The sequence below is a fragment of the Hymenobacter jejuensis genome, assembly GCF_006337165.1.
GTDB lineage: Bacteria > Bacteroidota > Bacteroidia > Cytophagales > Hymenobacteraceae > Hymenobacter > Hymenobacter jejuensis.
The window spans coordinates 2,953,657-2,979,981 of record NZ_CP040896.1; the positions used below are offsets into that span (position 1 = coordinate 2,953,657).

Annotated in this window: 26 protein-coding genes; 8 read left to right on the plus strand and 18 right to left on the minus strand. The window is 55.8% G+C overall.

The genetic code is table 11. The features are described 5' to 3' along the window. Positions 1-24: 24 nt before the first annotated feature. Positions 25-2,466, plus strand: a complete 2,442-nt coding sequence (locus tag FHG12_RS12280; protein ID WP_139516006.1) for a TonB-dependent receptor — start codon at positions 25-27, stop codon at positions 2,464-2,466. A gap of 94 nt (positions 2,467-2,560) precedes the next feature. Here the strand turns inward: FHG12_RS12280 and FHG12_RS12285 are convergent, their stop codons facing one another. Continuing rightward, positions 2,561-4,300, minus strand: a complete 1,740-nt coding sequence (locus tag FHG12_RS12285; protein ID WP_139516007.1) for an APC family permease — start codon at positions 4,298-4,300, stop codon at positions 2,561-2,563. 165 nt (positions 4,301-4,465) lie between these two features. Here FHG12_RS12285 and FHG12_RS12290 point away from each other — a divergent pair, with 165 nt between their 5' ends. Continuing rightward, a complete protein-coding gene (locus tag FHG12_RS12290; RefSeq protein WP_139516008.1) occupies positions 4,466-5,698 on the plus strand; it encodes an acyl-CoA dehydrogenase family protein in 1,233 nt (410 codons plus the stop codon). Between the two features lie 75 nt (positions 5,699-5,773). Here FHG12_RS12290 and FHG12_RS12295 read toward each other — a convergent pair whose 3' ends face one another. After that, the gene (locus FHG12_RS12295; RefSeq protein WP_139516009.1) at positions 5,774-6,142 is read right to left on the minus strand and encodes a hypothetical protein; all 369 of its coding nucleotides are present in this window, start codon (positions 6,140-6,142) and stop codon (positions 5,774-5,776) included. Between the two features lie 105 nt (positions 6,143-6,247). Continuing rightward, positions 6,248-6,451, minus strand: a complete 204-nt coding sequence (locus FHG12_RS12300) for a hypothetical protein (RefSeq protein ID WP_139516010.1) — start codon at positions 6,449-6,451, stop codon at positions 6,248-6,250. 118 nt (positions 6,452-6,569) lie between these two features. Between FHG12_RS12300 and FHG12_RS12305 the strand changes: the two genes are divergently transcribed. Further along, positions 6,570-6,914: an HIRAN domain-containing protein gene (locus FHG12_RS12305; protein WP_139516011.1), complete on the plus strand. Its 345-nt coding sequence runs from the start codon at positions 6,570-6,572 to the stop codon at positions 6,912-6,914. 80 nt (positions 6,915-6,994) lie between these two features. On the opposite strand, the gene FHG12_RS12310 is transcribed toward FHG12_RS12305, so the two are convergent. From FHG12_RS12310 to FHG12_RS12320, 3 genes are all read right to left on the minus strand, one after another. Further along, on the minus strand, positions 6,995-7,414 hold the full coding sequence (locus tag FHG12_RS12310) for a hypothetical protein (RefSeq protein WP_139516012.1): 420 nt from the start codon (positions 7,412-7,414) through the stop codon (positions 6,995-6,997). A gap of 134 nt (positions 7,415-7,548) precedes the next feature. Beyond that, positions 7,549-8,010, minus strand: a complete 462-nt coding sequence (locus FHG12_RS12315) for a DUF4268 domain-containing protein (protein WP_139516013.1) — start codon at positions 8,008-8,010, stop codon at positions 7,549-7,551. Positions 8,011-8,035: 25 nt separating this feature from the next. Continuing rightward, positions 8,036-9,025, minus strand: coding sequence for a hypothetical protein (locus FHG12_RS12320; RefSeq protein ID WP_139516014.1), 990 nt, complete (start codon positions 9,023-9,025; stop codon positions 8,036-8,038). A 258-nt stretch (positions 9,026-9,283) separates the two neighbouring features. Here FHG12_RS12320 and ruvB point away from each other — a divergent pair, with 258 nt between their 5' ends. Further along, positions 9,284-10,333: a Holliday junction branch migration DNA helicase RuvB gene (gene ruvB, locus FHG12_RS12325; protein WP_139516015.1), complete on the plus strand. Its 1,050-nt coding sequence runs from the start codon at positions 9,284-9,286 to the stop codon at positions 10,331-10,333. A 129-nt stretch (positions 10,334-10,462) separates the two neighbouring features. Further along, positions 10,463-11,440, plus strand: a complete 978-nt coding sequence (gene queG / locus FHG12_RS12330) for a tRNA epoxyqueuosine(34) reductase QueG (RefSeq protein WP_139516016.1) — start codon at positions 10,463-10,465, stop codon at positions 11,438-11,440. Positions 11,441-11,481: 41 nt separating this feature from the next. Here queG and FHG12_RS12335 read toward each other — a convergent pair whose 3' ends face one another. The 7 genes from FHG12_RS12335 to FHG12_RS12365 all read right to left on the minus strand — a co-directional run bounded on the left by FHG12_RS12335 (position 11,482) and on the right by FHG12_RS12365 (position 17,743). After that, positions 11,482-11,676: a hypothetical protein gene (locus tag FHG12_RS12335; protein ID WP_139517790.1), complete on the minus strand. Its 195-nt coding sequence runs from the start codon at positions 11,674-11,676 to the stop codon at positions 11,482-11,484. Between the two features lie 247 nt (positions 11,677-11,923). Continuing rightward, positions 11,924-12,853 carry a ferritin-like domain-containing protein gene (locus tag FHG12_RS12340; RefSeq protein ID WP_139516017.1) on the minus strand — a complete coding sequence of 310 codons (930 nt, stop codon included), beginning with the start codon at positions 12,851-12,853 and terminating at the stop codon, positions 11,924-11,926. A gap of 18 nt (positions 12,854-12,871) precedes the next feature. Further along, on the minus strand, positions 12,872-13,570 hold the full coding sequence (locus tag FHG12_RS12345) for a ferritin-like domain-containing protein (RefSeq protein WP_139516018.1): 699 nt from the start codon (positions 13,568-13,570) through the stop codon (positions 12,872-12,874). Between the two features lie 180 nt (positions 13,571-13,750). Further along, the gene (locus FHG12_RS12350; protein WP_139516019.1) at positions 13,751-14,755 is read right to left on the minus strand and encodes a ferritin-like domain-containing protein; all 1,005 of its coding nucleotides are present in this window, start codon (positions 14,753-14,755) and stop codon (positions 13,751-13,753) included. Between the two features lie 47 nt (positions 14,756-14,802). After that, positions 14,803-15,549 carry a ferritin-like domain-containing protein gene (locus FHG12_RS12355; RefSeq protein ID WP_139516020.1) on the minus strand — a complete coding sequence of 249 codons (747 nt, stop codon included), beginning with the start codon at positions 15,547-15,549 and terminating at the stop codon, positions 14,803-14,805. 640 nt (positions 15,550-16,189) lie between these two features. Next, on the minus strand, positions 16,190-16,984 hold the full coding sequence (locus FHG12_RS12360; RefSeq protein WP_139516021.1) for a ferritin-like domain-containing protein: 795 nt from the start codon (positions 16,982-16,984) through the stop codon (positions 16,190-16,192). A gap of 30 nt (positions 16,985-17,014) precedes the next feature. Continuing rightward, on the minus strand, positions 17,015-17,743 hold the full coding sequence (locus FHG12_RS12365) for a ferritin-like domain-containing protein (RefSeq protein ID WP_139516022.1): 729 nt from the start codon (positions 17,741-17,743) through the stop codon (positions 17,015-17,017). A gap of 263 nt (positions 17,744-18,006) precedes the next feature. On the opposite strand from FHG12_RS12365, the gene FHG12_RS12370 reads away from it, so the two are divergent. Continuing rightward, on the plus strand, positions 18,007-19,497 hold the full coding sequence (locus FHG12_RS12370) for a BatD family protein (protein ID WP_139516023.1): 1,491 nt from the start codon (positions 18,007-18,009) through the stop codon (positions 19,495-19,497). A 39-nt stretch (positions 19,498-19,536) separates the two neighbouring features. After that, positions 19,537-20,613, plus strand: coding sequence for a chorismate synthase (gene aroC, locus FHG12_RS12375; RefSeq protein ID WP_139516024.1), 1,077 nt, complete (start codon positions 19,537-19,539; stop codon positions 20,611-20,613). Positions 20,614-20,830: 217 nt separating this feature from the next. On the opposite strand, the gene FHG12_RS12380 is transcribed toward aroC, so the two are convergent. Further along, positions 20,831-22,231, minus strand: a complete 1,401-nt coding sequence (locus tag FHG12_RS12380) for a sodium:proton antiporter (protein ID WP_230471105.1) — start codon at positions 22,229-22,231, stop codon at positions 20,831-20,833. Between the two features lie 206 nt (positions 22,232-22,437). Between FHG12_RS12380 and FHG12_RS12385 the strand changes: the two genes are divergently transcribed. Continuing rightward, on the plus strand, positions 22,438-23,067 hold the full coding sequence (locus tag FHG12_RS12385) for a NifU family protein (RefSeq protein WP_139516025.1): 630 nt from the start codon (positions 22,438-22,440) through the stop codon (positions 23,065-23,067). Positions 23,068-23,495: 428 nt separating this feature from the next. On the opposite strand, the gene FHG12_RS12390 is transcribed toward FHG12_RS12385, so the two are convergent. Genes FHG12_RS12390 through FHG12_RS12405 form a run of 4 tightly spaced genes read right to left on the minus strand, consistent with a single transcriptional unit; the run spans position 23,496 to position 26,317 of the window. Further along, positions 23,496-24,401, minus strand: a complete 906-nt coding sequence (locus FHG12_RS12390) for a DUF5777 family beta-barrel protein (RefSeq protein ID WP_139516026.1) — start codon at positions 24,399-24,401, stop codon at positions 23,496-23,498. 12 nt (positions 24,402-24,413) lie between these two features. Continuing rightward, positions 24,414-24,974, minus strand: a complete 561-nt coding sequence (locus FHG12_RS12395) for a YceI family protein (protein WP_139516027.1) — start codon at positions 24,972-24,974, stop codon at positions 24,414-24,416. Between the two features lie 23 nt (positions 24,975-24,997). Continuing rightward, positions 24,998-25,390 (minus strand): hypothetical protein, encoded by a 393-nt coding sequence (locus FHG12_RS12400; RefSeq protein WP_139516028.1) that lies wholly within the window; start codon positions 25,388-25,390, stop codon positions 24,998-25,000. A gap of 21 nt (positions 25,391-25,411) precedes the next feature. Then, a complete protein-coding gene (locus FHG12_RS12405; protein ID WP_139516029.1) occupies positions 25,412-26,317 on the minus strand; it encodes a hypothetical protein in 906 nt (301 codons plus the stop codon). Positions 26,318-26,325 lie beyond the last annotated feature (8 nt).

The window sequence follows — 26,325 nt, forward strand, 5'->3', positions numbered from 1 at the left end:
GTTCCACCTTTCCATTTTTACCACTTGAAAAAAGTACTGGGTTTCGGAGCCGCGCTGCTAGCGTTGCCTCTGACCACGGCATGGGCGCAAGGCCCCGTGTCCGGCTCCATTACCGACGCCCGCACGGGGGCTGCATTGCCCGGTGCGAGCATCGTGCTCGACGGCACTGCGACCGGCGCCGCCACCGACGCCAGCGGCGCGTTTACGCTGCCTGCGGTGCCTGCCGGGGCGCACGAGCTGCGCATTTCATTCATCGGCTACCGGCAGCTGGTGCAAGCAGTGCAAGGCCAGCCAGCCGCGCAGCAAGTGCGGTTGGCCTTGGCTCCCGCCGACTTCGTGACCGGTGAGGCCGTTGTGACGGCTACGCGCGCCAACGAGAAAACCGGCACCACCTATACCAACGTGTCGAATGAGCAGCTTCAGGCCCGCAATTTTGGGCAGGACCTGCCGTACCTGCTCGACCAGACGCCTTCCGTGGTGGTTAATTCGGATGGCGGCACAGGTGTAGGCTACACCGGCATTCGGGTGCGTGGCACCGACAACACGCGTATCAACGTGACGCTCAACGGGGTGCCGGTCAACGAAGCAGAATCGCACGGTGTGTTTTTCGTTGATTTGCCCGATCTGGCTTCTTCGGTGCAAAGCATTCAGGTGCAGCGCGGCGTGGGCACCAGCACCAACGGCGCGGGCGCGTTTGGTGCCAGCCTGAACGTCGAAACTACCGGTTTGCGCACGCAGCCCTACGCCGACGTCAACAATTCGGCCGGCTCGTATGGCACCTGGAAAAGCACCATCGCCGCCGGTACCGGCCTGATTAATAGCCACTTTACACTGGATGCGCGCGTATCGCGTTTGCAGTCAGAGGGTTATGTAGATCGGTCAGCTTCGCGGCTGGGGTCGTTGTATTTGGCGGGCACGTATTCGGGCAAAAACACGCTGGTACGCGCCATGGTCCTGACCGGGCGCGAAAAAACCGGCCAGGCCTGGTACGGTTTGGCCGATTCGCTGCTGACCAAAAAGCGCCGTTTAAACGAAGCCGGCACCGATTACGGGCAGCACTTCCCTGCGTATCGCAACCAAACCGATAACTACCAACAGGATTATTACCAACTGCTTGTCTCTCATCAGTTTGGGCCGAACTGGAACTTAAGCGTCACGCCTTTCTGGACGCGGGGCGGCGGCTACTACGAGGAGTATAAAGTGGGTCAGGATTTTGCCAAATACGGCATTAGCGGTCCCGTGTACGCGGCGCGTGCGGCGGGGGGGCTCGATACGATTACCTCCACGGATGTCATTCGTCGGCGCTGGCTCAAAACGGATTTGTACGGTGCCACCTACTCCCTGCAATACCGCCCCGAAACGGGCCGCCTGACCGAACTTACGCTCGGCGGCGCGACCATCGGCTACCGCGGGCAGCACTTCGACGAGCTGACGTGGGCGCAATACGGCCTGAATATTCCCGAATCGGGTTACCGCTACTACAGCGAGCCGAACGCCCTCAAGACGGATGCAAATGGCTATGCACGAGCCGTTTATCAGTTGGCTGAACCGCTAAGTGCGTTTGTCGATCTGCAATACCGTTACGTGAAGTACACTTTCTTTGGTCCGCTCGCCAGCGGCGAAAAGGGGCAGCAGAGCACGTATTTCCACTTTTTTAATCCCAAAGCCGGGCTCACGTATATTTTACCGCACAGCATTACGGCATACGCCTCGTACGCCGTTGCCCAACGCGAGCCTACCCGCACCGACTATACCGATACGCCCGCTGAGCGGCGACCGGTTTCGGAGAAGCTGCAAAACGTAGAAGCCGGTTTGCGGCGCAACGCGGGCGTTTTCCAGTGGTCGGCCAACTATTATCTGATGCTTTATCGCAACCAACTGGTGCTGTCGGGCAAGCTAGATGACGTGGGCAACCCCATTCACAACAACGTGCGCGACAGCTACCGCACGGGCGTAGAGCTAACCAGCGCTGCCCAGGTGGCTAAGCAACTCACCATAAGCGCAAACGCGACGTTTAGCCGCAACAAAATCAAGAACTACATCGACTACCTCGCCGACTACGACAACGGCGGCGAAGCAGCCACGCGCTATCGCGAAACGGATATTTCTTTCTCGCCGGCCGTGATAGTGGGCAATACGCTTGAGTACCAGCCGGTGAGCGGGTTACGCTTGGCGGTGCTGAGCAAATACGTAGGCAAGCAATACCTCGACAACACCGCTTCCAACGACCGCAGCATCGACTCGTATTTTGTCAATGATCTGCGCTTGCGGTACGCTTTCCAGCCCGGAAAACTAGGGCTGCGCAACGTGGAAGTGGCGCTGCTGGTGAATAACATCTTCAGCACCCGATACGAGAGCAACGGCTATACCTACGGCTACATCGAAGGCGGGCAGGCGCAGTATTTCAACTATCACTACCCACAAGCGCCGCGCAATTTTCTGGCGTCGTTGAACCTGCATTTCTAACAGCGCTGCTGTTGTAGGCTGCACAAAAAAATAAGGTCCGCGCTAAATACTTAGCGCGGACCTTATTTTTTATTTTATCATAATGTATTGATGATCATATAATTAGCCTAACGCCACCCAGTTCGGAGATTTGATACGGGAAGCGGTCGCCGGGGGAGCCGATGAACATGAAGTTCTTGGGGATTTGCCACTCGTAGGACAGCTTGTTGATGAGTTCCGGACCGAATTCGCCGTTGAGGGAGACAAATTCCACTTCGATTTGGTCGTAGGCGCGGTCAAGCACGTCGATGTCGGTGAGCAATTCTTCCGAGTAGCGTTCGCCGTCCTTGAGCAGCGTCACGATTTTTAGGCGGTTGGTAAACTCGTTTTCCACTACGTAGGTCATCACCTTATTCAGGTTCGCCACGTTGTCGCCTTTGGTGAAAAACACGAATTCCTGCTTGGCCAGCTCGCGCAGCTGCCGCCGCACCACCACGCGGCTCACCCGCGAAAACCGGGGCAGGTGCTCGGCCAGCGACTCGGCCGCGATCAGGGCCAAATTGAGAATGGCCATGCGATTGAGCATTACATACACGATCACGATGGCAGGCACAAAGTATTGCAGAAACACCACCAAGTAATCGGGGTGAATCTTGATGTTGCCATACAGCGCCGTTAGCACGCCTGCTAGCGCCAGGGCTACGGTTACAATGCCCGCGTACACGGGCCGTGGGAGCTTGGGCCGCTTACTTTTCAACAGAAAATTGCCAATGGCAAAGAACGCCATCACCGACAGAAACGAGATGGTGTACACGCCCGCCAGCGGCCCTAGTTCGCCCTGCGTGATGAGGAGCACCGAAATGCACAGCACGAAGAAGGTAATGAGAATGATGTAGTTGCTTTTGCGCCGGTTTTCTTTCAGAAAGGCCTGGGGCAGAATGCGGTCGAGGGCCATGCGCTGCATCAGGCCGCTGACGCCCACAAAAGACGTCAGCACCGCCCCGCTGAGCACAGCTACCGCGTCCACCGAGATTAGCATGCCCAGCCACGGGCCGCCCGTCTTGGTGCCCATGTACGACAACAACGTTTCGGTATGCGTCCCGACCTCGGCCAGGGGCAGCGCCGCAATGGCCAGAAAAGCAATCAGGGGGTTGAACACACTCACCACGACCCACATGTTGCGCAGGGTTTTCTGAAAAACGCCAGGCGCCTGCTCTTCCACGAAGTTAGCCGAACTCTCGAAGCCCGAAATGCCCAACATGGCCGCGCTGAAACCATAAAAAAGAGCGGTGGGCAGGCTGCCGCCTTTGATTGAGCCGCTAAAGTTAAAATGCAGATTATCAAATCCTTGTGTGAATAAGAACCACGCCGCAAAGCCCACTAGCAGCGTTAGCGACACAATGTGCGTGAGGAAAATAGCCACCGCCACCTTCGCCGACTCCGATATGCCCATAATTGTGAGCAGCAGAAACAGCCCCAGCAGGCCGATAGTGGCCGTTTGGATGGGCAGCGCGCTCCACAAATTGTGCAAGTAGTGCATGGCTTCGCTGGCCGAAATCACGGCCGTGGCCATGTAGGAAAGGATGGTTAGGCAGGCTGCTACAGCGGCGTTGCGCTTGCTGGTGGTGTTGAGCAGCACGTTGTAAGCGCCCCCGTTGAGCGGCAGCGCGCCCACGACTTCGCCGTAAATTTTGCGAAACAAAAACAGCACGGCACCTACCAAAATCAGCGCCAGCCAAGCGTACTGGCCGGCGTAGGCAATGGCCAACGCCGACACGTACAGGCAGGAGGAAGAAATGTCGTTGCCGCAAATCGCCGTGGCTTCGAGTTCGTTGAGTTTCTTCGCGTGGCTCATTGGGACGGGTGGGATGGGTTGACAAAAGCACTGTACGGCAGAAAACGGAAAGTGAATAGCCCCGCCCGTCAGCACAGCACCGGCGGCCGAACCAACCCCGGCCAGGGCCTGTTGTCCGAGGCAAATATTCTATCTTTGGAATCATTGCCCACCCACCCCATCGCTATGTCATCGCAATCCGACGTTCTCTCGCCTAAGGCCAAAGCCAGCCAGCACCACGGCTCGACCAACGCCGCCGGCTTCACCGATTATTTCGACCTCGACGGCCTGCTCACCGAAGAGCACAAGCTCATCCGCCAGAGCATCCGCGACTTTGTGAAACGCGAAATCTCGCCCAGCATCGAAAAATGGGCGCAGGATGCGCATTTTCCTTCCGAAATCGTGCGCAAGTTTGGCGACGTGGGCGCATTCGGCCCGACCATTCCGGTCGAATACGGCGGGGGTGGCCTCGACTACATCAGCTACGGCCTGATCATGCAGGAGATCGAGCGCGGCGACTCCGGCATGCGCTCTACGGCCTCGGTGCAGGGCTCGCTGGTGATGTTCCCGATTTACCAGTACGGCTCCGAAGAACAGCGCCGCAAGTACTTGCCCAAGCTGGCCTCCGGCGAGTGGCTCGGCTGCTTCGGCCTCACCGAACCCGACCACGGCTCCAACCCCGCCGGCATGGTTACCAAGCTCGAAGACAAGGGCGATTATTACCTGCTCAACGGCGCTAAGCTCTGGATTTCGAACTCGCCCGAATGCCAAATTGCGGTGGTTTGGGCCAAAAACGAACAAGGCCGCGTGAAAGGCGTGATCGTGGAGCGCGGCATGGAAGGCTTCACGACCCCCGAAATTCACAACAAATGGAGCCTGCGCGCTTCCTGCACCGGCGAGCTGGTGTTCGACAACGTGCGCATTCCGAAGGAAAACGTGCTGCCCAACATCGAAGGCCTCAAAGGTCCGCTGAGCTGCCTCGACTCGGCCCGTTTTGGCATTGCGTGGGGCGCCATCGGGGCCGCCATCGACTGCTACGAATCGGCGCTGAAGTATTCGTTGCAGCGCGAGCAGTTTGGCAAACCCATTGCCTCGTTTCAGTTGCAGCAAAAGAAGCTCGCCGAAATGATCACCGAAATCACGAAGGCGCAGCTAATGGCTTGGCGCTTAGGGGTTTTGAAAAATGAAGGCAAAGCCACCTCGGCCCAGATTTCCATGGCCAAGCGCAACTCCGTGGACATGGCCTTGCAGGTAGCCCGCGAAGCCCGCCAGATTCACGGCGGCATGGGCATCACCGGCGAATATCCCATCATGCGCCACATGATGAACCTGGAGTCGGTAATCACTTACGAAGGCACCCACGACGTACATCTGCTAATTACAGGTGCGGATATAACTGGTATTCAGGCATTTAAATAAAATTTTCTTGCCAAAAAGATACAAAAAAGGGCCGCTCCATTTAAGGGCGGCCCTTTTGCATGGCACATACTATGCTTACTGCTTCTGCAGCAGGTAAATAGTTTGACTGAAAACAGTAGTGCCCGCCGTTGCTACGCCATTGGGAGCCGTGCTCACCAAGCGCCAGCCGTTGCGGGTGTACTCGTTGATGGTGGCAAGGGCCGCTTTGTGCACTACCGTCGTGTTGGCGGCTAGCTGCTTGGCGCTGCCCCGGCTGAAATCGATTTCTTTTTCCTGCTGCGTGCCATCGGGGTTGATGGTCACGATGGAAGCTTGTGCGTTGAGGCCAAACGACAAGTTGCTGATCACCATCATGCTGTTGCCGGTTTCGGCTGGCTTCGGATAAAATGCCCAGGAGCAGATGGCTACGAGCAGTAAAGCGGGGAGATAGTAGAGCTTTTTCATGCAGCAAGAAAACCAGATTTTCTGCGACCGCAAAAAAAGTATAGCCTCTCTCGGCCCGACAAACAGTGCCGCCCTTGGCCCTCGAGAGATCAAATAAATTCTGGCCTACTGCTTGGCCTTCTGATAGCGGCCGAACGTTCGCACAACTGCAGTCAGGCCAAAGAAGATCATGAAATAGATGCCCACGTTGCTTTGGCTAAAGCCTTCCGTAGCAAACCCCAGCAACCCGACGCCAAGCAGCCAAACGGCAGCCATGAGGATAACGGTTTTCTTAGTCGGGTTACGGAAAGCAGAATCCAGAAAATTCATCGGAATAAGGCAACGCGTGAAACAGGTATTGCAATCAAAAGAACCGGTTTTCGGGAAAACGTGCAACAGTCCCCGCAACTAAAAAGGGAAATCTGCGGCAGCGTTGTATTTTGGCCCCATGAACACTGCCGACGCCTCCGCTCCCCTCGTGCTGCTCGAATGCCTTGTGGCCGGCACCACGCACCGCCCCAACCTCAAACAGCACGAGCCCGGCTTGTACCTAGGGCAGCCTCTGCGACTCATCCGCGAGGCCGACAGCAAATACGACGACTGGGCCGTGCAAGTACATACCGAAGCCACCGACTCGGTGCCATCGGTGTGGCTTGGCTACCTGCCCGAAGGTCGCAACGAAACAGTCGCGCGGCTGTTGGAGGCTGGCAAAAACATCACGGCACGCTTGGTGCACAAATCCTGGGAAGAGGATTGGCTGTACCTGGAAATTGAAGTTTTGTTAAACGATTGATTAGCAATAACTTATAAATACAACGCCTGCCCGATTTTTCGGGCAGGCGCTTGCAAAAAGGGGCGAAGTAGTAGCTATGGTTAGCGGGACGACGTGCCGGCCCGGCCGAGCGCTTCCTCGTTTTTCTGCAACAGATAGCGCACCGTGGTTCCTTCCTGAAGGGTGTTCACCAATACCCAACCCTGCGTACCCAGTTCGTTGAGTTTTTTTACTTCTGCCTGGTACAGCAGGTTGCTGACGTAGCGGTTGCGGCGGAGGAGGTTTGTAGTGGAGTCGATGCGGCCACTCATGGAGGCATTAACTACCTTCTTCGAATAAGTACTGCCGCGAAGCGTAGGTAGTTCGACGGTCGTGAAAGTTCCGTCCTCAATTACCGTCAGGGTCGGCTTGGTTGCCAAACCACCAGCATCGAGATCTAGGTCGCGCACTAGCATCAGATAACGTGGCGTGGAAGTGGATTTTTGCGCATGGACGGGCGCCAAGGCCACGAGCGATAGCAAACAAATTGAGCAAAGTAGTTTTAGCATAGCTGTAAGGATTTAGGGAACGGAATATGTGGTGGAAAGGCAGTTGCGGCCTGTAAAACGTATACAGTTGAGCTAAATATAAGTGTATATCTAAGAATATTGTTATTCTAACGTAGGTCTTCGAATGCGTATTGCGCATTGCTCCAAAACTCGTCCAGCGCGATCAGGCGCGGCTTAAAAAAGGAGATTAGTTGCGGCCAATCGTCGCGGTTGAAGAGGTTGACGGGCTGCAACTCCCGGAAGATACGGGCGAGTGGCTGGCCGTTGGCGTCCAGCGCGTCGGGTACCCACTGCCAGGGCTCGCCCACCGATTCGTGCAAAACATTTTTCAGCGCCTGAAACTGCTCAAAAAACAAGGCCCGTATGTCGGCATCGGGGTGCGTCAGCTCGATGGCGATGGCGGCGCGCCGACCGTCGGCGTGCATCCGAAACTGCACGTGTTTGAGGCCCGTTTTGTAGTTGATCCAGTTGGTGCGCACACCTTCCGCCGAGGGCACGGGCAGCATATACTGGCCGAACGTAGTCCAGAAAGCCTGTCGGAGCTGAGCAACTTCGGTTTTGCTATACATTTATAAAATATTGATTATAAATTAGTTATAAAAGATCGGTGAGCGCTGCGACCTCTTGTCGGGCCTGCTGCACCTGCGGTTGGTGGCCAAACTCCCGCTGCACCCAATTGGTAAAACCGGCTACCAATGCCCCCACCGCCTGTCGGCTGGTGCCGAGCGGCTCGGCGGAGGTTGTCGGGGACTTTGCATCGGTCGGAAAAGCGTTTTCCAGCCCCAGAATGCTCAGGATATCCGACACAAAAACTAGCCCGCACACTTGCATGGCTTGGTAGAGCAGCGTCAGTTCGGGAAGTGAAAGACCCAGTCGTTCGTTAGGCTGCACGGCCCCGAAACGAGCCAGCAGCGCCGCCACGGCGTCGGGCCGAAAGCTGGACAGCCGAGCTACCGCTTGCACAAACGGATGATCGGTTTCGGATTGCGGCAGCGTTTCGGCCAGCAGCAAGGCCAGCCGCAGCATTTGCAAGCGCGCCTCGTCGAAACCCAGCGTCACGACGGACGGCAACTGCGGGTGCAGGGTTGCTTCAAATTGCGTAAACACGGCTTGTAATTGCTGCTGTCGGCGGCGCAAAGGCGCCAGCGCTGCTGCTCCGCTCGGCCCGGCAAGGTGTTGTTCCAGAGCATGTTGCAATTGCTCGCTCAGGTGCAGGCAGTACGAGAGCAACGTCTGTAGCTGCGTGCCATCGATTTGCATCTGGTGCTGCACAAAGGCCAGCACCGGCCCTTCCAAGGGACTGCGCAAACTTAGCTGGCCGACCAGCACAAAATCGTAGAGGCGCAACGGCCGTTGTAGCAACAGCTGTTGCAGAACCGGAGTCGAGTCGATGGCATTTAGGTCGGCTACTACGCTGCTATTCAGGCCGGTAAGCGCTGTTACATGCTCCGGTACGGGGCCGTGCGATTGGCTGAACAGGTGCGTGCACGCCATGCCCAGCAGCGACAAACAAGGCGACAGCCGCTGATAAGCATCGGGCGGAAGATTGTGAAGGGAAACCAGCGGTTGCTCAGACGAAAACATGCAGAAAAATCAGAAAAACGAACGCAAAGAACGGAGCTTGCGCGCATTCGCGTTCCCAAGCGCTTCTTTTAAGGTTGAAAGGTGGAGCTTGAGCCTAAGTAAAACGTCCAAAATACCATAGGCAACCAGGTTTTACACTGGTTTTTGCTAATGCAAATAGCAAAACATCGATATGAACAGATTTTTTGCTAAAAACGGAGCTATTTCCTTGCTCTAGGTGTTACCTTCCCGCTACCAACTTCTCAATTTCGCCGTCTTATGCGTGAAACATACCTGACCGGTGACAGCAGCCACATGGACGCCACCGACAAAGAAATAGACAAGGCCCTTCGCCCGCTTAGCTTCGAAGATTTCACGGGGCAGGAGAAAATTCTGGATAACCTGCGCGTATTTGTGGCCGCCGCCAAGCAGCGCGGCGATGCCCTCGACCACGTGCTGTTGCACGGGCCTCCCGGCTTGGGCAAAACGACGCTCTCGCACATCATTGCCAACGAGCTAGGTGCCGGCATCAAAATGACGTCGGGGCCGGTGCTCGATAAGCCTTCCGATCTGGCGGGTTTGCTCACCAACCTCGAGCCGCACGACGTGTTGTTCATCGACGAGATTCATCGCCTCAACCCCGTGGTGGAAGAATACCTGTACTCGGCGATGGAAGATTACCGCATCGACATCATGCTCGATTCGGGTCCGAATGCGCGCTCGGTGCAGATTTCGCTCTCGCCGTTTACGCTCATCGGCGCCACCACGCGGTCGGGTTTGCTAACGGCTCCGTTGCGGGCGCGCTTCGGCATCAATGCCCGTCTGGAATACTACGACTCGAAACTGCTCACCACCATTGTAAAGCGCTCGGCCGAAATTTTGGGCACGCCGATTTACGACGACGCGGCCTTTGAGATTGCCCGTCGTTCGCGGGGTACGCCGCGTATCGCCAACAACCTGCTGCGCCGCACCCGCGACTTTGCCCAGATCAAAGGGACCGGCACCATCACCGTCGATATTGCGCAGTTTGCCCTGAACGCTCTTGACGTCGACCACCACGGCCTCGACGACATGGACAAGCGCATCCTGACCACCATTATCGATAAGTTTAAGGGTGGCCCCGTGGGCATCAGCACCATTGCCACGGCGTGTGGCGAAGAAGCCGAAACCATCGAGGAAGTGTACGAGCCGTTCCTGATTCAGGAAGGCTACATCATGCGCACGTCGCGCGGCCGCGAGGCTACCGAGGCAGCGTACCGGCACCTGGGCAAGCTGATGCCCCAACATTTGCGCGGCAACACTACTGACTTATTTGATTCGCAGGTATAAATAACTGATTATTAAGTATTTGTGTATAATGGAACGCGCCGGCAACCCCGGCGCGTTTCTTTTTGCTCCTGCGCCTCTAATGCTTCGGCCTGGCTTTCTGCCGATCTTTACGCACTCATTCTGGTCGTCATGCTCCCAACTGCTGCTTATACTGCCTTCATCAAGCGCCGCGCGGCGGAGCTGGGCTTTATGTATTGCGGCGTGTCGAAGGCAGAGTTTCTGGAAGAAGAAGCCCCACGGCTCGAAACCTGGCTTAGCCGCCAGATGAATGGCAAAATGGCCTACATGGCCAACCACTTCGACAAGCGCCTCGATCCGCGCCTGCTCGTGGATGGCGCCAAGTCGGTGGTCTCACTGTTGCTCAACTACTATCCGCCCCAAGATGAGCAACAGCCCGACGATACGCTTAAAATCAGTAAGTATGCGTATGGTCGTGATTATCACTTTGTTATAAAGGACAAGCTCAAAACCTTGCTAGCCGATATTCAGGCCGAAATCGGAGAAGTCGGTGGGCGCGTGTTCGTCGATTCGGCGCCAGTCATGGACAAGGTGTGGGCGAAGAAAAGCGGCTTGGGGTGGGTCGGTAAAAACAGCAACCTCATTACGCCCGGCGTAGGCAGCTTTTATTTCATCGCCGAGCTGATTTTGGATTTGGAACTGGAATACGACGGTCCCATCAAAGACTACTGCGGCACCTGCACCAAGTGTATGGACGCCTGCCCAACGGATGCTATTTCAGAAGCCTATGTAGTAGACGGCAGCCGTTGTATCAGCTACTTCACCATTGAGTTGAAAGACCAGATCCCGACCGAAGTGAATGGGAAGTTCGGCAACTGGGTCTTCGGCTGCGACATCTGCCAGGATGTGTGCCCCTGGAATCGATTTGCCAAGCCGCACGCCGAGCCACAATTCAACGCGCATCCGCAACTCAAGGAAATGCGTGCCAGCGATTGGCAGGAAATTACGCACGAGCTGTTTTCGGAGCTGTTCCGCCAATCGGCCATGAAGCGGACGGGGTATGCCGGTTTGGTACGTAACATTCAGTTCGTAACCGACGGGCCGGAGCCTGTCGGGCCGGGCGAAACCAACAGCGCCGAACTGCTCTGAGCAGTTCGGCGCTGTTGGTTAAGAGGCCTTGTTGTCTAGGATTAGGCCGTGGTAGATTGCGTAAACACGCGATTTAAAATACGGCGATACAGCCGGGCAAATTGTTGATAACACCATTCCTTCAACTCGACTAACTCGGTAGGGGCCAGCATGCGCAAGGCTTTGCGCAGTTCCTTTTCGAATAAGATTTTGTCGAAGCTGACCTTGAGCAGGATGGTTTTTGCGTATTCCAGCATCGTAATAAGAATGTTTTCTAGCGGGGTGTAAGGTTGAGTGTGGTTGGTTGCAGTACGTATACGGCTGCCCTGTAAAAAGGCTTCCGACCAAGGAGCGGCATAAAACTGATCTACTGAAATATACAATAAATACTCATGCCAGTGCAACTATTCGAAGAATAATTGCTTCAGCAAACGTTTGCTGTGTATAACAACAAAGGAACGGTTTTGGCCGTCCCTTTACTGTATAAATTATGTTAATTCGGTGTTAAAAAATGAAAGCCGACGCCACCGCCGTAGCAGAGGCGGCCGTCAGGGGCTCATCGAAGGCTTCGGCTACTTTTACTAAGATTGCCGTACCAACTTTGTCAATGTCAATAGGCAGGCTGCTGCCCGAATTATCGAAGGGCACCAAGATGTTGCGGGTCGAGCCATCGGAGCTGGCCAAGGTTACAAGCTGCTTAGTAGACTCTTCGCCAGCATACGCCGCGTCCGTTTTGCCCGGCACCGTAATGACCTCGTCGTTGCTGCTGATCCAGCTTTTGACGTTGGCCCCGCGTCCGCGCCGCAACGTGCGAATGTGGGAGGCATGCCGTGCTTCCATGCTGTGAATGCGCACCGCAGCTTCGACGATGGCGTTGTCGTAAGCAAGGTTGGCCACTTGGCCTTTGTAGGCCCGCACGCCGGTATCTTCCAGCGTCTGGGCTACTTTCAGAAACGTATCGAAGTTGGTAAACACGTCGCCAAACGGTGCCGACTGGCTGCCGTTTTTGCTGCCCGTAAAATCGAAGTTGGGCTTAGCAGGCAAGTCGCCACCGGAAGACTGAATTACAAGCTTCAGTGTATCAACGTGTTGCTGCTCGTGGCGGTAAATCGTTTCGATGCCTGCTCGCGCATCTGCCGGAATGAGTCCTGCTGCTACGGGCGAGTTGCTGGGCAATACACCCAGAGCCCGACCGTAAAATTCACTCTCTAGGTATTCCAGGGTCAGCGCCAAACGCAGGGCATCGTAAATCGTGTCTTTGGGCCCGCCATAGGCTTGTTGCAACAGGGTGCCAAAAGCCATCGGGAGGGCTGCCACCGCCGTTTTACCGCTGAGCTTGCCTAAACGGTTGAGTACGTCGCGGCGCGGACTGAGGCGTTCGGTTATTTCCGGGTCAACTTCGGCCAGATCGGCCAGTAGCTTCAGAATGTTCATAGGAGAAGAAAACCGCCCTTACGAGGTAGGTAAGCTGGCAACGGAATAGGTGATTTTGAAAAAAGGCTTTGCCGCTTCGAGTACCTGCGTCGGTGTCAGCAGCAGGTCGAGGCCAGCGCCGTCGCCGCTCACCGGCGATACGGTAGTGTCGGCAAACGCACCGGGTTGCTGCAAATCACGGATCAGGGCGGCGTGGCGGGCTTCCACCGACGAAATTTTGCTGAGCATGGTCAGTACTACGGTGTTAGCGACCAACTTGCCCACGCCGTTGTAGGCGGCTACGCCCAAATCTTCGATTGTTTTGGCTGCTGCCAACACTCCCGCGCGGGTTGTGAGAGTGAGCGTGCTGAAATCGAATTCCTGCGTTTGAATAGCATCGGTAGTGCCCAAAACATACTTGAAGAACTCGCGGTGAATGACTTCGTGATCGCGCAGGTCGATGAGGTAGGCCAACTCGCCCGTCCGCAGATCGGAAGGGGGCGTGTCGATGATTTTTTGGTAGAATGCCGCTTCCAGCTGTTCCAACAGGTAAGCGTAGTTCATAATGCCCGTGTCGCCGCTGCCCAAACTCAACACAGGATCGGTGGCAACGGGCGTCGGGGTGTTGGTGTCGCAGCCCGCCAGCACCAGCGCGGACGTCACGGCCGTGGCACCGGCCACGCGAAAAAAGGAGCGGCGGCGCATCACGCGGTCCGCAAAAGAAGCAGAATCAGACATCAGCAAAGGTTACTGGCAAGCAATTGGCCCCGTAGCGGCCTCTACAAAGATACTCCGATAAACTCGGATGCACCAACGACAAGAGAGGCACGCGCGGGAAAGGGTTGCGTGGTGGCAAAACAAAAAGGACTGATCCGAAGACCAGTCCTTTTTAATAAGCGGAAACAAAGGGGCTGCGTATTAGCTAAACAACGTGCTACCCGTAATCGTGAACGTGCTGGCAATAGCCGACACCGTAGGAACGGGGAGAGGCTCATCGAAAGCTTCCGAAAAGGCCAGCGTTGGGAAGTTCAGCGACGACAGAGCCGTTTGCAGGTTTACACCGCCTTGGGTTACATTGTCCTCAGCCGGAAATGTAATACCGGTTGGAGTGTAAGAGGGAGCAGTGCCGGCGTCGTAGATCGGCGCCGTTTGGGTTGGCGAGGCACCGCCGTTGTCTTTGCCCGAAATCCAGCTTTTGGGCGATGCGTTGCGGCCGGCTTCGGTAGTACCAGCAGGTGCTACAGCAGAGGCCGTGTTGTTGTTAGCACCAGCACGGCGCATCGTGCGCAGACGCGAAGCGTGACGAGCTTCTACTGAGTGAATGTTCAACGCAGCTGTCAATACATCTTTGTTGCTCATCAGATAAGGAGCACCGCCTTTGTAGGCCCGCACCCCGGTGTCCTCCAGCGATTGCGCAACTGCCAGGAACGTGGCTGGATTCAGGAATACGTCTGCGAAAGGACCCGTGCCAGAGCCCTTACCGCCTGTAAAGTCAAATTGCGTGCGCGCCGGAGCTGCGATCGCGTTGGCACCCAGCGCAGTAGCCAGATACTTTACATGGTTGGCTTCGTCGGTGCGAATCTTGTCGAGGGCCGACAGGTTGGTAGCGCTAAACAGAGCCCGGAAAGTGGTCTGAGCGGCAGTAGCCGTGGAACCGGCAACGCCTAAGCCCGCATCGTAGAAATATGATTCCAGATACTCCAGCTTTAGGGCGAAGTTGAGTACGTCGTTTACGCTGGGGGCCGAAGTCGTCTGGCCGTAGGCTTTGTTGAAGATGGAGCCCAGCGCCAAAGGCAACGCCGAAGCCGCCAGCGTCTTACCAAAGCCGGTCATGTGTTTGAACACGCGGCGACGCGAGTCGAAGCGTTCGAAAACCTCCGGATCTGTTTTCTCGAGCTCAGAAAGTATTGCAAAAATATTCATAGTGAATGTGCGGTTTGGATGTGGGAAAGGGCCGAAAGCGACCTGCCTTACTTGATGCCGGAAACGTCCAGCTTCGAACCGTCTTTGAGGAACGTGTTAGCCGTAGCTACCACTACCGAAGGCTCTTTCGAAAGCTCTAAGCCCGTCGAGCCGATTGCAACAACGTCGGAATCGACAAACGAAGCTTCGGCAACCAAGTCACGGATGATAGCCGCATGGCGCGCTTCCACCGATACAATTTTGCCGGCAATCACCAGATACTGAGCCGATTGAATATAACGTCCTGCTCCATTATATGCCGCAACACCGAGGTCCTCAAATGCCTTGGCCGTTCCTAGTACACTGGTGCGGCTGTTGAAATCGATTTTCGAGAAATCAGGCTCCAATGCCTTGATGATCTGGGTAGGTGCCGCCGCCGTGATAGCCGCCTTGAAGAACTCGCGGTGAATAACTTCGTGGTAGTATAGGTCGTCCAAGATCTGCTTCTCGGCGCTGGTAGCCGCTAAGCCAGTGTAGTAAGTACCTGTACGGACTTGCGTGTAAAAACCGGCCTCGAGCTGCTCCAGGGCGTAAGCGTAGTTCAGAACACCTACGTCGCCGGTTCCGACGCTTACCATGCCAGGGGTAGTAGGAGCAGCCACGTTGTTGTCTTCGTCTTTGCAACCTGCTAATAGCAAGGCAGTGGCACCAGCGGTGGCACCGGCGTACATGAAGAAAGAGCGGCGTTTGATCGGTACATAAAGCGGCTTGGCGAATTCCGCTTCGTCCGTCCCATTTTGGGTGATTTTGGACATGAGAACAGAGGTTAAAGTGAACAAAAGAACTAGGTGGATAATACGCTACCAGCACACTCCCAAAAGGCCGTTTTGGAGGTTGCCAAATCAAAAAGTACTAGTAGCTGTATGTCACTTACGGTGCAGGTAGGGCCGGAGGTTATGTTTTTTAGGTAAACTTTATAGGTGGGTATGGTTTTCTGAATATTCATGCTGCTTGAAACGCACCCGTGCATATGGCCTTAAGCAGAACAATAAATCTATAGTAAATTACAGTTGATGAGGCCTTATGCCTTTGTAATTATTTGATAGTAAATGTGTTATGTAAGTATTTGTTCTTGGGCATAATTATAAAAGCAAGAGCTGCAAGAGGCAGGCTACAACCGAGTATAGAGGGCAAAACAGAAGAGGGGTAACGCTAAAGTGTTACCCCTCTTTTAAACCTAAATCTTGGTGTGTGCCGACGCAAAAGCGCCACCTCACGCCATAATGGAAAAATGCTATTGTGTAGCTTTTAGGTGTTTGTTGATAAAAGACTCATGGAATCCATAGCTCAATCACCTCGTTCAAAAATCACAAGTGGCAAAGAATTTTCCTGTTATAAAAAAAGGACCAGCAACACGCCAGTCCTTTTTTGTCGTTAAGTAAGAAATGCAAGGATCTAGCTTTGGACCAAGCCGCCAGCGCGCGACATATCGAGCACTTCGGCTTTGGTCAGGATTTCGTCGAATGCTGCAGCGGCATCGTCGGCCGAGTATTTTAGCGCCGATACTACTTCCACGCCGGCTTGCGTCGTGTTGCTTTCCGGAGTAGAGCCCGTGTAAACCGGACCAAGGGGAGCAGGCAACGCAGAATCCGAGGCCGGAATCCAGGCGGGTTGCTGGCGCATACCGCGAATGTGGGCCGCATGACGTGCCTCTACCGAGTGGATCTGCAAAGCAACAGTCAGCAAATCGGTGCCCAGCAATTCACCGGCCCGGCCTTTGTATGCCCGTACGCCTGTGTCTTCAAGTGCTTGTGCTACAACAAGTTGTGTTGCGTAATCGGCGGGGAAAGCAGATTGCTTAAAGGTCACGCCCGTAACGGGAGTGCCGTTGAGGCCTTTGATGGCGTTCGTCAGCAAGGTGACGTGCGCATCTTCGTGCTTCTTGATCTGCGTAATGGCCCCAAGCGGAGCGCCGGCCGGTATCGTGCCGGCGGCCAAGAATTTCTTGTAAAAGTCAGCTTCCAGCAATTCCAGCGTCAGCGCATAGTTCAGGATCTGAACTGGCGTTTCGGCCGCGGTTTGAGCATAGGCTTTCTGGAATAATGCTCCCAAAAACAACGGCGTGGCCGATAAAGCCGTCCGCTTGGCCATAGAGCCCAGCGAGTTGAACACAGCCCGGCGCGAGTCAAAACGGTCTAGGACGTCCGGGTCAACGGCGGCAAGCTTATCGATGATTTGAAATATATTCATGGCGAGTGTTTCTTTATTCGGTGGGAGAAATTACATGCCGACTTTTGAGCCGTCGATCGTCTGCTTGATGTACTTCTGCGCGATACCGAGCACTTCGCTGGGCGTACGAGCCTTGTCCAAGCCTGAAGTGGGGTCCACAATGTCGTCGGCGGCAAAGCTACCGGCCGTCATCAGGTCGCGTACATAAGCAGCATGGCGCGCTTCCACCGACACAATTTTGCCCGCTACCAGCAGGTAATCTACCTTTTTGATGAGTTTGCCGGCCCCGTTGTAGGCCGACACACCCAAGTCCTCGAATGCGACTGCGGCGGCCAATACGCCGGAGCGCTTCGTAAAGTCAATGGACGAGAAGTCAGGCGTCAGGTCGGCGATAATTTGGCCGGGCGCATCGCGGTTGATGGCAGCTTTCAGGAAATCGCGGTGCAGCGCCTCGTGTGAAGCAATATTGGTAAAGTACGCTTTCTCAGCCGTAGAGAGGTCGGCTGCAGGATTGGCTTTTACTTGCGCATAAAATGCGGCTTCGAGTTGTTCTAAAGCATAGGCATAGTTCAACACGCCTACATCGCCCGAACCCAAGCTAACCGAGTTGCCATTGGTAGGAGAAGGATTGTTATCGTCATCTTTACAGCCAGCCAAAAGCAACGCAGTAGCGCCAGCAGTGGCTCCGGCATACATGAAGAAGGAACGGCGCTTGATCGGTACATAAAGCGGCTTGGCGAACTCCGCTTCATCCCCACCGGTTTGGGTGATTTTAGACATGGGAAAAATGTTAAGGGTGAATTGAAAAGTTTAGGCAATAGAGTTCTAGCACGCGCTAAAAAGCCGTTTTTTGAAATCTGAGCCAGAAGGTTTCGGGTATTTGAAAGGCACTTACGGCGGTGCTGAAAGTTCGGATTGAACTCAACCATAAATTTTCGAGATGCCAAACCGTTCGGCTAAGGTTGTGCTTAACTACTTCCCTTGAGCAAAACGCGATTCAACTGCTCCGCTTGGGTTTTTGTGTAGTTTTAAGAGTGCTGAGAATGCTTCCGTTTATTTTTCGCTTCCTGCTGCTTTGTGTGCTCTTAATGGGGTCATATTGGGCGGAGGCACAAGTTGATGCCACCGGGCAAGCCGAAATCGAGCTGGGGAAAGTTGCTTTCCCGGTTAACGAATATTTCACCATCAGCTTCCACCTGCGCGGTGCGCCGCTGGAGCGGTATTCGGCCTTTCCCGACCTCGAAGGGTTCAAGAAAAGCGGCAAGTCGAGCACCACCACCACCCGCATCACCGGCGGACAAACCACTACCGAGCTGACCATTACGCAGCGGTACGCCGCCTTTGCCGAAGGCGAGTTTGTGGTTAAGCCCTTTACCATGACCGTCAATGGGCAGGTGGTACGCTCGGCAGGCGCTACGCTGAAGGTAGGGCCGGTAGCTGCGGCGCAGGCGCCCTCGGCTACTGCACCGCCCGGGGCGGGACCGTTGCAGGGCATTGGGTTGTTAGATCAGCTTTTTGGCAAGCCACGCCCGCAGGACTACATCGAGCCGCACGACAACGCTTTTCTGGCATTGGTGGCCGACAAAAACAGCGTGTACGTAGGCGAGGGCGTGCACATTGGGCTGTATTTCTACCTCACGCCCAGCGATCAGGGGCTGCTCGATTTCCACAATTTTGCCGGCCAGCTCCCGGATCTGTTGCGCCGGATGCGGCAGCGCACGGCATGGGAAGAGCCCTTCGAAGAGCAAGAGATTCTGCCCGAAACCATTGTCGCAGGCGGCAAAACATACCTGCGCTATCGCCTCTATGAAGCTGAATACTATCCGCTTAATAATCAGTCACTTGTATTTCCGGCTTTGCCCTTGCAAATGGTGAAATACCGCGTCGCCAAAAAGCCCGAGGCAGGCTCTGATAACCGCTTGGAGGGCTACAAAATCTATTACTCAGATGCCCGTACTGTGACCGTGAAACCATTGCCGCCTCACCCCTTGCGCGATCAAGTGCCGGTCGGTAATTACCAGTTGCGCGAGGCCATCGACCGCACGACTTTCCGCACGGGGCAGGTGTTTACGTACACTTTTCGGGTAGAGGGCGAAGGCAATCTGGCGGCCCTCTCGGCGCCGGTTTTGCGTGCCCGGCCCAAGCTGGAGGTCTACGGGCCGGATGTGCAGCAGGACCTGACGCGGCAGGGCGGCCGCGTGGGCGGGGCCAAGGTATTCAGCTACCGCATGGTGGCCCAACAGCCCGGCGTGTTGCCGCTCGACAGCGTGTTGTCGTTGGTGGTGTTCAACCCCAGCACGGCCCGCTACGATACGCTGCGCCCGGAAATTCGCCCCGACATTGGAGGTAGCGCCAAGCTGGCTTCGGGCTTTCACGGCAATCCCGATGACCCATTTTACGCCGACGTGCTCAACAACGCCGACAACCACTTACAACCGCTGGACGAGTACCGCAATGTGCGTCTGTACGCCAATTTGGTGCTGGTGCTGCTAGCGGCCATCGCCGGATTTGGCTGGTGGAGAAAGAAAATGTAGCGTTAGCTTTGCCGGCGCTGTCACGCTATTCTTTTGCTTATGAACTCTTTCGGCACTCTTTTCCGCATAACCACCTTCGGCGAATCGCACGGCGTGGGCATTGGCGTTACCATCGACGGGTGCCCGGCTGGGTTGCCTGTGACCGCCGAAACCATCCAGACGGCTTTGGATCGGCGGCGGCCCGGCCAGTCGGACCTGACTACGCCGCGCCGGGAGGCCGACCGCGTGGAAGTACTCTCGGGCCTGTTTGAAGGCCAAACTACAGGAACTCCTATTGGGCTTTTCATTCGCAATCAAGATCAGGCCAGCCACGATTATTCGCACATCGAACACGCTTACCGCCCTTCACACGCCGACTACACCTACGACGCGAAATACGGCCGTCGTGATTACCGCGGCGGCGGCCGAAGCTCAGCCCGCGAAACGGCGGCCCGCGTGGCGGCCGGGGCCGTTGCGGCCGAGCTGTTGGCGCATTACGGCATCAAAGCGAGCAGCTATGTGTCGCAGGTAGGCGCTGTGCGCGTGCCCGTAGGCTACGAGGAGCTTGATCTGGGCCTTATCGAAAGCAACACGGTACGCTGCCCGCACCCCGAGACTGCCGAGCGCATGGCCGAACTCATCCGCCAGACTCGCGACCGGCACGACACCGTTGGGGGCATCGTAACGGGCGTGGTACGCGGGGTGCCCGCCGGTTTGGGTGAGCCCGTTTTCGACAAGCTACACGCCGATCTGGGCAAAGCCATGCTGAGCATCAACGCTGTGAAAGGCTTCGAATACGGGTCGGGCTTTGATGGTACGCTGTTGTTTGGCTCGGAACACAACGATGCCTTTTATACCGACGAAAGCGGCGCCGTCCGGACGCGCACGAACCACTCGGGTGGCATTCAGGGCGGTATTAGCAACGGGCAGGATATCTACTTCCGCGTTGCTTTCAAGCCCGTTGCCACAATTTTACAGCCCCAAACCACCATCAACGACCAAGGCGAAGAGATTACACTGGCCGGCAAAGGCCGCCACGACCCATGCGTGCTGCCGCGTGCCGTGCCCATCGTCGACGCCATGACCAACCTTGTGCTCGCCGATATGCTGCTGCGCAGCCGCAGCAGTAAGTTGTAGGTTTTTTATGTAAGTAATTGATTGAAAGGCATTTGTGTTTAAAAAGCGCCTCTGGCCTAATCGCGATCCACGGATAAATTAGGGCGGGCGGTGCTCGGCCAGATTTACAGTAGGCGAAAAAGGACATGGCAAGCCGCGATGCATAACCCCGGATGGGCAAACGCTGCTGTAGCTAGCGTAAAAAGCGCCCGTCCGGTTGCGCTTGCCTACGTAGGTGCTACCAAAGCGTTAACAACCAACCGATTAGCAATAGCACAAGCAGTAGATACGGAATGGCGTATCGGACGATGTAGCCAAAAAACGAAGGCATGGGTACCCCTTCCTTTTCCGCAATGGAGCGCACCAAAAAATTGGGTCCGTTGCCGATGTAAGTGAACGCGCCAAATAAAACCGCGCCGCTGGAAATAGCCCGCAACAGCGGCATAGTCAGATACGATAAGGCAAAGGCCTGTACATCAGTGTCTTGGTTTATGTTGAGATGATGGCTAGCCATACTCAGCGACAGGAAACTGGCGTACGTGGGCGCGTTATCCAGAAAAGCGGAAAGGCTGCCCGTTAGCCAATAAAGGGCAGTAGGCGTCAGATGACCGGCCACCGAAGGCTTGGAGGCAACGGCCGCCGCCGTCTGCAAGGCGGGCATCATGGTCAGGAAAATGCCGAAAAAAAGAAAAGCCACCTCGTGCATCGGCTCGAAAGTGAAGTGATTGGCACTTAAGGCTTTGCGGTCGGCGGTACGGTAGCAGCCCCAGGCGGCCAATAGCTGGAGCATTTCGCGCACGAAGGAGAGGTGCAGCCCAAAAACATGGAGCGCCGGTACCCACGACACGCGCGCAGGGTCTAGGAAAACGCTGACCAGCACCAACAGCAGCCACGGAAGGTTTTGTGCCCCGTTGAAGTCGTAGAGCGGCAGGCCTTTTTCTTGCCGTTGGCGGCGCCTTTCGTTGCGGGAGAGGCGGCTGGGGTAGGGGTTACGGCGGTCTTTCAGCCAAAATAGCAGTAAAAGCGCGCCGGTAGCCACCAGCCACGGCAGCAACAAGTGCCAGGCAGTCCAGAAAAAAGGCACGCCGCGCAGGTACCCAATAAACAGCGGCGGATCGCCGAGCGGCGTGAGCAGGCCTCCGGCATTGCTGACCAGAAAAATGAAAAAAACGATCTGGTAGGGCTTAACTCGTTGGTCGTTGAGCCGGATAAATGGCCGAATAAGCACCAGTGAGGCGCCGGTGGTGCCAATGACGCTGGCCAGTATAGCCCCAGCCAGCAGCAAAATCACGTTACGGCGAGGCGTGGCTTCTAAGTTGATATTCAGATACATAGTGCCGCCGGCCACGTATAATGCCGTGAGCAGCACCACGAACGAGGTGTATTCGGCCAAGGTCTCGACGGTGGTGTGCCAGTCGTGGCGGACGAAGCCGTAGTAGCCCAGCATCAGCAGGCCCAAGCCAACGGCAATGGACGCGTACCAGCGCGCCCAGAACTTAGGAAAGAACAATGGCCCGGTGGCAATCAGGGCTAACAGACTAAAAAAAGGCAGCAACAACCAGTAAGCCACTGGCCAAGAAGCGCCAGCATCCAGGAACATCGGCGCAAAACCAGGGACGGCACGGTTAAATTCGATCATAGACCCGGCAAAAGTATCTTATTCTCAAAAGGCAGAGGTACTGCTGCGAGGATGGGATATCGCTTATATATAGCATTTCTAAATAAAGCTTCCGGTTGTTGTGTAACTTTGCAACTTCTGGTGCCGATCTTGGTTTTATAATCGATACCAGCCGCAAATCCGTATGAGGAGGCGCGCACTGTACTCACGTTTTCAAGACCACTACCATGGCTGATCATATCACCACTCCCGCTGCGCCCATTTCGATCTACGCTGAGGCCAGCCCCAACCCCGAATCCATGAAATTCGTGCTCAATACCACGCTTCTGAGCGAGGGGGTGAGCGTCGATTACCCGAATGTGGAGGCGGCGGCCAACTCGCCGCTGGCACAGGAGCTGTTCAATTTCGACTACGTAGGCCGCGTTTTCATCGCCGCGAACTTCGTAACGGTTACCAAAACCACCGATTTGCTGTGGGCTCAGCTCATCCCGGAGCTGCGCACGTTCCTGAAGTCGTACGTGGAGTCGGGCGGCCCGATTTTCACCGTCGATCCGGCTGCTGAGCAGAAAGCTGCGCAAGCCGCTGCCGCCGGCGACTCGTCGGAAGCCGACCAGCAAACCAGCCAAAAAATCATCGACCTGCTCGATAACTACGTGCGCCCCGCCGTAGAGCAAGACGGTGGCAACATTACCTTCCGTAGCTACCAAGATGGCGTCGTGACTGTGAACCTGCAAGGCTCGTGCTCGGGCTGCCCTTCGGCGACGGTTACCCTGAAGTCGGGCATCGAAAACCTGCTCAAGCGTATGGTACCCGAAGTAAGAGAAGTGGTTGCAGAAGGCGTTACGGCTTCTTTCTAAACAACCTCAAGTCAGAAACTAAAAAGCCCGGCCAATTTTGGCCGGGCTTTTTAGTGGGCATAGCTAAACGGATATTTACACAAGTATCTGAAAATAAGATAGTTAATAAAGCGCTGGGAAAGGGTTGAGAACGGCGGGTTCGAGAGAGGCGGGCCAGAACTCGGGCTATCTGGCCGGGCCTCGCGAAGCGTCTGGGCCGCAAGCGCTGCAACGAATCGGCTACAGACCTTCGCGCAAGGCAGGCGTACCTGCGGCACCGACCATTCCCAACCCACTTCCACAGCACACCTACTTGGTGTAGAAAAAAGCACAGTAGCGCAGGCTCGCCGTCCGCGTCCGTCGGATAGCATCCGGCGGCGTGGGGCACGCAGACCAACAAGTCCGCACTACTGGCTTAGGAGAGTATAGGCGTGGTATTTGATTGTTTATCAAGCCTTTGGTTTAAGCGTAAAGGCCCTGGAAATATTAAAGCCAAAGTAGATGTCGCCTTTCTGCCACTTGCCGGTGGTTTGGGGAATGAAAAACTTCTCGATCATGCCGCGGGAGTTGGTGAAGTGCAGCTGAAACACGTGCCCCCCGGTCTCGATGTCGAAGCCCGCCGACAAGGAATTGCGAAACTCATCGGCCGTGTGGCCGGGCAGTAGGTAGTAATATTCCATCGTGAGCGCCACGCGCTTGGTCAGCTTTTGGCGGCCTGCAAACCCCAGCGCGTACACGTCGTTTTGCTCCGCGCGGGTATCGACCAGGTTGCGGTGCACCAGCGTGGGCATCAGTTGCAGCGATAAATTGGTGCTGAACTTCCGCGCAATCAGCGCCTGGTACGTATAAGTGAAACGCGTATCGGTGGGGTGCTCCGGCCCCGTAAATTTCAGCGAATTCAGTGCAGCGCTGGCAAATACCGTTACCGAAACGGGCATGGTGTGCAGGCCGGTGCTTTGGCGCAGCAGCCGGTATTTGCCAAACCCGTCGAAGGTTTTCTCCAGCGAACTGCGCCCGACGCCCACCGTCAGCTTGTCGGTAAGCCCATACTCCAGGCCCAGACGAATCGTGGCTTCGTCCAGGCCGAAGAAGTTGTAGGCGCCGCTGTTGAGCGTCCCAAATCGGTGCGAAATCAGAAACAGTAGCGTGCCCTGCCCCGGCGTTTCCACCGAGTGCCCATTGATGACGCGCGTGCCCTTGAAGGTGGCCTGCGTGTAGTCGGTGTGGAGGCTGTCGGTGGTTTGGGCTTCCAGCTTTTGCAGCAGGTCATCCTGGGCCCGCGCTTTGCTGCTGCACATCAGCAGCAAAGCCACTGCCAGCCCATACGCGCCAAATGAAGAAAAAAGGTACTTCATATCTCGTTGATATTAAGGCTGTTGTGGAGCAGGGTCGCAGGCCAGCGACACGGTTACTTCCACAGTTTTGGCAATGTTTTCGCGGACCAGCGCCGGAATCTCGATGTTGTAATCGGCAGGGGCCACGATGAACTTCGACTTGGCCAAGAGCTGGTTGCCCTTCAGCTCCAGCGTGCCCGGTACCTTGATGTGGCGCTTCACCCCATGAATGGTCAGATCGCCTTCTACCTGCACCTCCTGCGGACCCGGCTGGTTGAGTTGCGTAGGCTGAAAGTTGAGCAGCTTGCCTGCAAACGTCGAACGCGGAAACTTGTCCGATTCGATGTAGTTCTCGTTGAAATGCTCCTGCATGAGCGTGCGCTTAAACTGAAACGCCTTCATCGTCACCGAAAAAGCCACTTGGCCACTTGTCAGGTCCAGCAGGGCACCCACTTGGTTGTTGTGGGCTTCAATATCTTCGATGAACGTGCTGGAGAAGAAGGAAATCATCCCGGTTCGGGTCGAATATTTACTCGCCGCATCCGGACGCGCAAGCGGGAGCAGATACAGCACCAGTAGCAACCAGTAGTTCATAAGCGTAGCCGTTAGGGTGAGTTTCAGTTATTCGGAGCGCCGTCGTCTACCCACTTCTTGATGCGGGCAATGTCGCAGTCGGCGAGCTTGGGCAAGCCAAAAGGCATCTGCTTGTAGCCCGGCGCGTGGCTGACGACGCCCACCAGCAAGCCGCTGCTAGCGATGCGCTTCACGTCGGCGTAGTTTTCCAAGTTCACATTGCCATTTGTGATCTGACTGTTGTGGCAAACGCGGCAATTCTGCGTCAGAATCGGAGAAATGGTGCTCGCGTACGTGACGGCCGAAACGTCGCAAGTGACCGCGGGCTGGTCTTTGAAAAGATCCTCGGCGTTGTCGTAGGCACAGCCGGCCAGCACCGCCAGCGCACCCAGCAACAACCCGCGTATTGAGCGACGGCTTCCAAATGGCTTGTTCATAATTATTTATAAATCAATTAATTATGGAGCGGCCGCAAACCACAGATCACCCGATTCATTCAGGTCATGCCCTTCGACGCGCCCGCGGGTGTCGTTGTCGGCGATGTAGTAATAGAGGGGTCGGCCCTTGTAGGTCAGCTGCAAATTGGCCTTGCTGGTATTGCCGTAAGGCCCGGAAGCAGAGCCCGCATCGGTGCGCGTAATGGTGCCGAAGTCGCTGGCTTTCAGCGAGGAAGGCACGGTAGGCGCGCTCATGTACACAGGCGGCCAGGTAGTGGCGCAGCTGCCGGTGCAGTTGGTCGCGAGCGTATTGGGGTTTTTGGTGTCTTTGGCAAACACGTACATCGTACGCCCTTGTGTGTCAGTTAGATAGGTGCGGCTAACGGTCGCATTGGTAGTTTTGTCAACCACGCTCTTGCTGGCAATCACCACCGAATACCCGGGATTTACGACGTGCCAGATGGTACCCACGCCGTTGCCGCGGGTTTCGCCCGGTAATTCGCGCACGTTCTGACCATTGACCGCTGGAGCGTAGTAATACAAAGGCCACCCTTTGTAAGTCGTTTGTTGGCGCCCATCGGGAGTAGTTTTGGAGCCAAAATCCGAGGTATTCAACGCCTTTGTAACCAGTACGTTAGGCTCGTAGTACACGGGCCAGGTAGGCGTGCAGCCGCCAGTGCAAGCATTGGTCCCGTCGACGTCGCGGGCAAAGAAGTACAGCGTGTTGCCTTGCGAATCGGTGAGGTAAGGCCCGAGAGTAGCGGAGGTTGCCAGCTTCACTGTGGCTTGCGCATCGGTGATTTCGACCGGCTTGTTGTCGTCCTTGTCGTTGCAGCTAACAACCAGCAACGAAACCGAGCTAAGTAGTGAGGCGCCTAGTAAGAAGGTGAGGCAGCGCATCAGAGTAAAATAAGAGAGTCTTGACATGGCTGGTG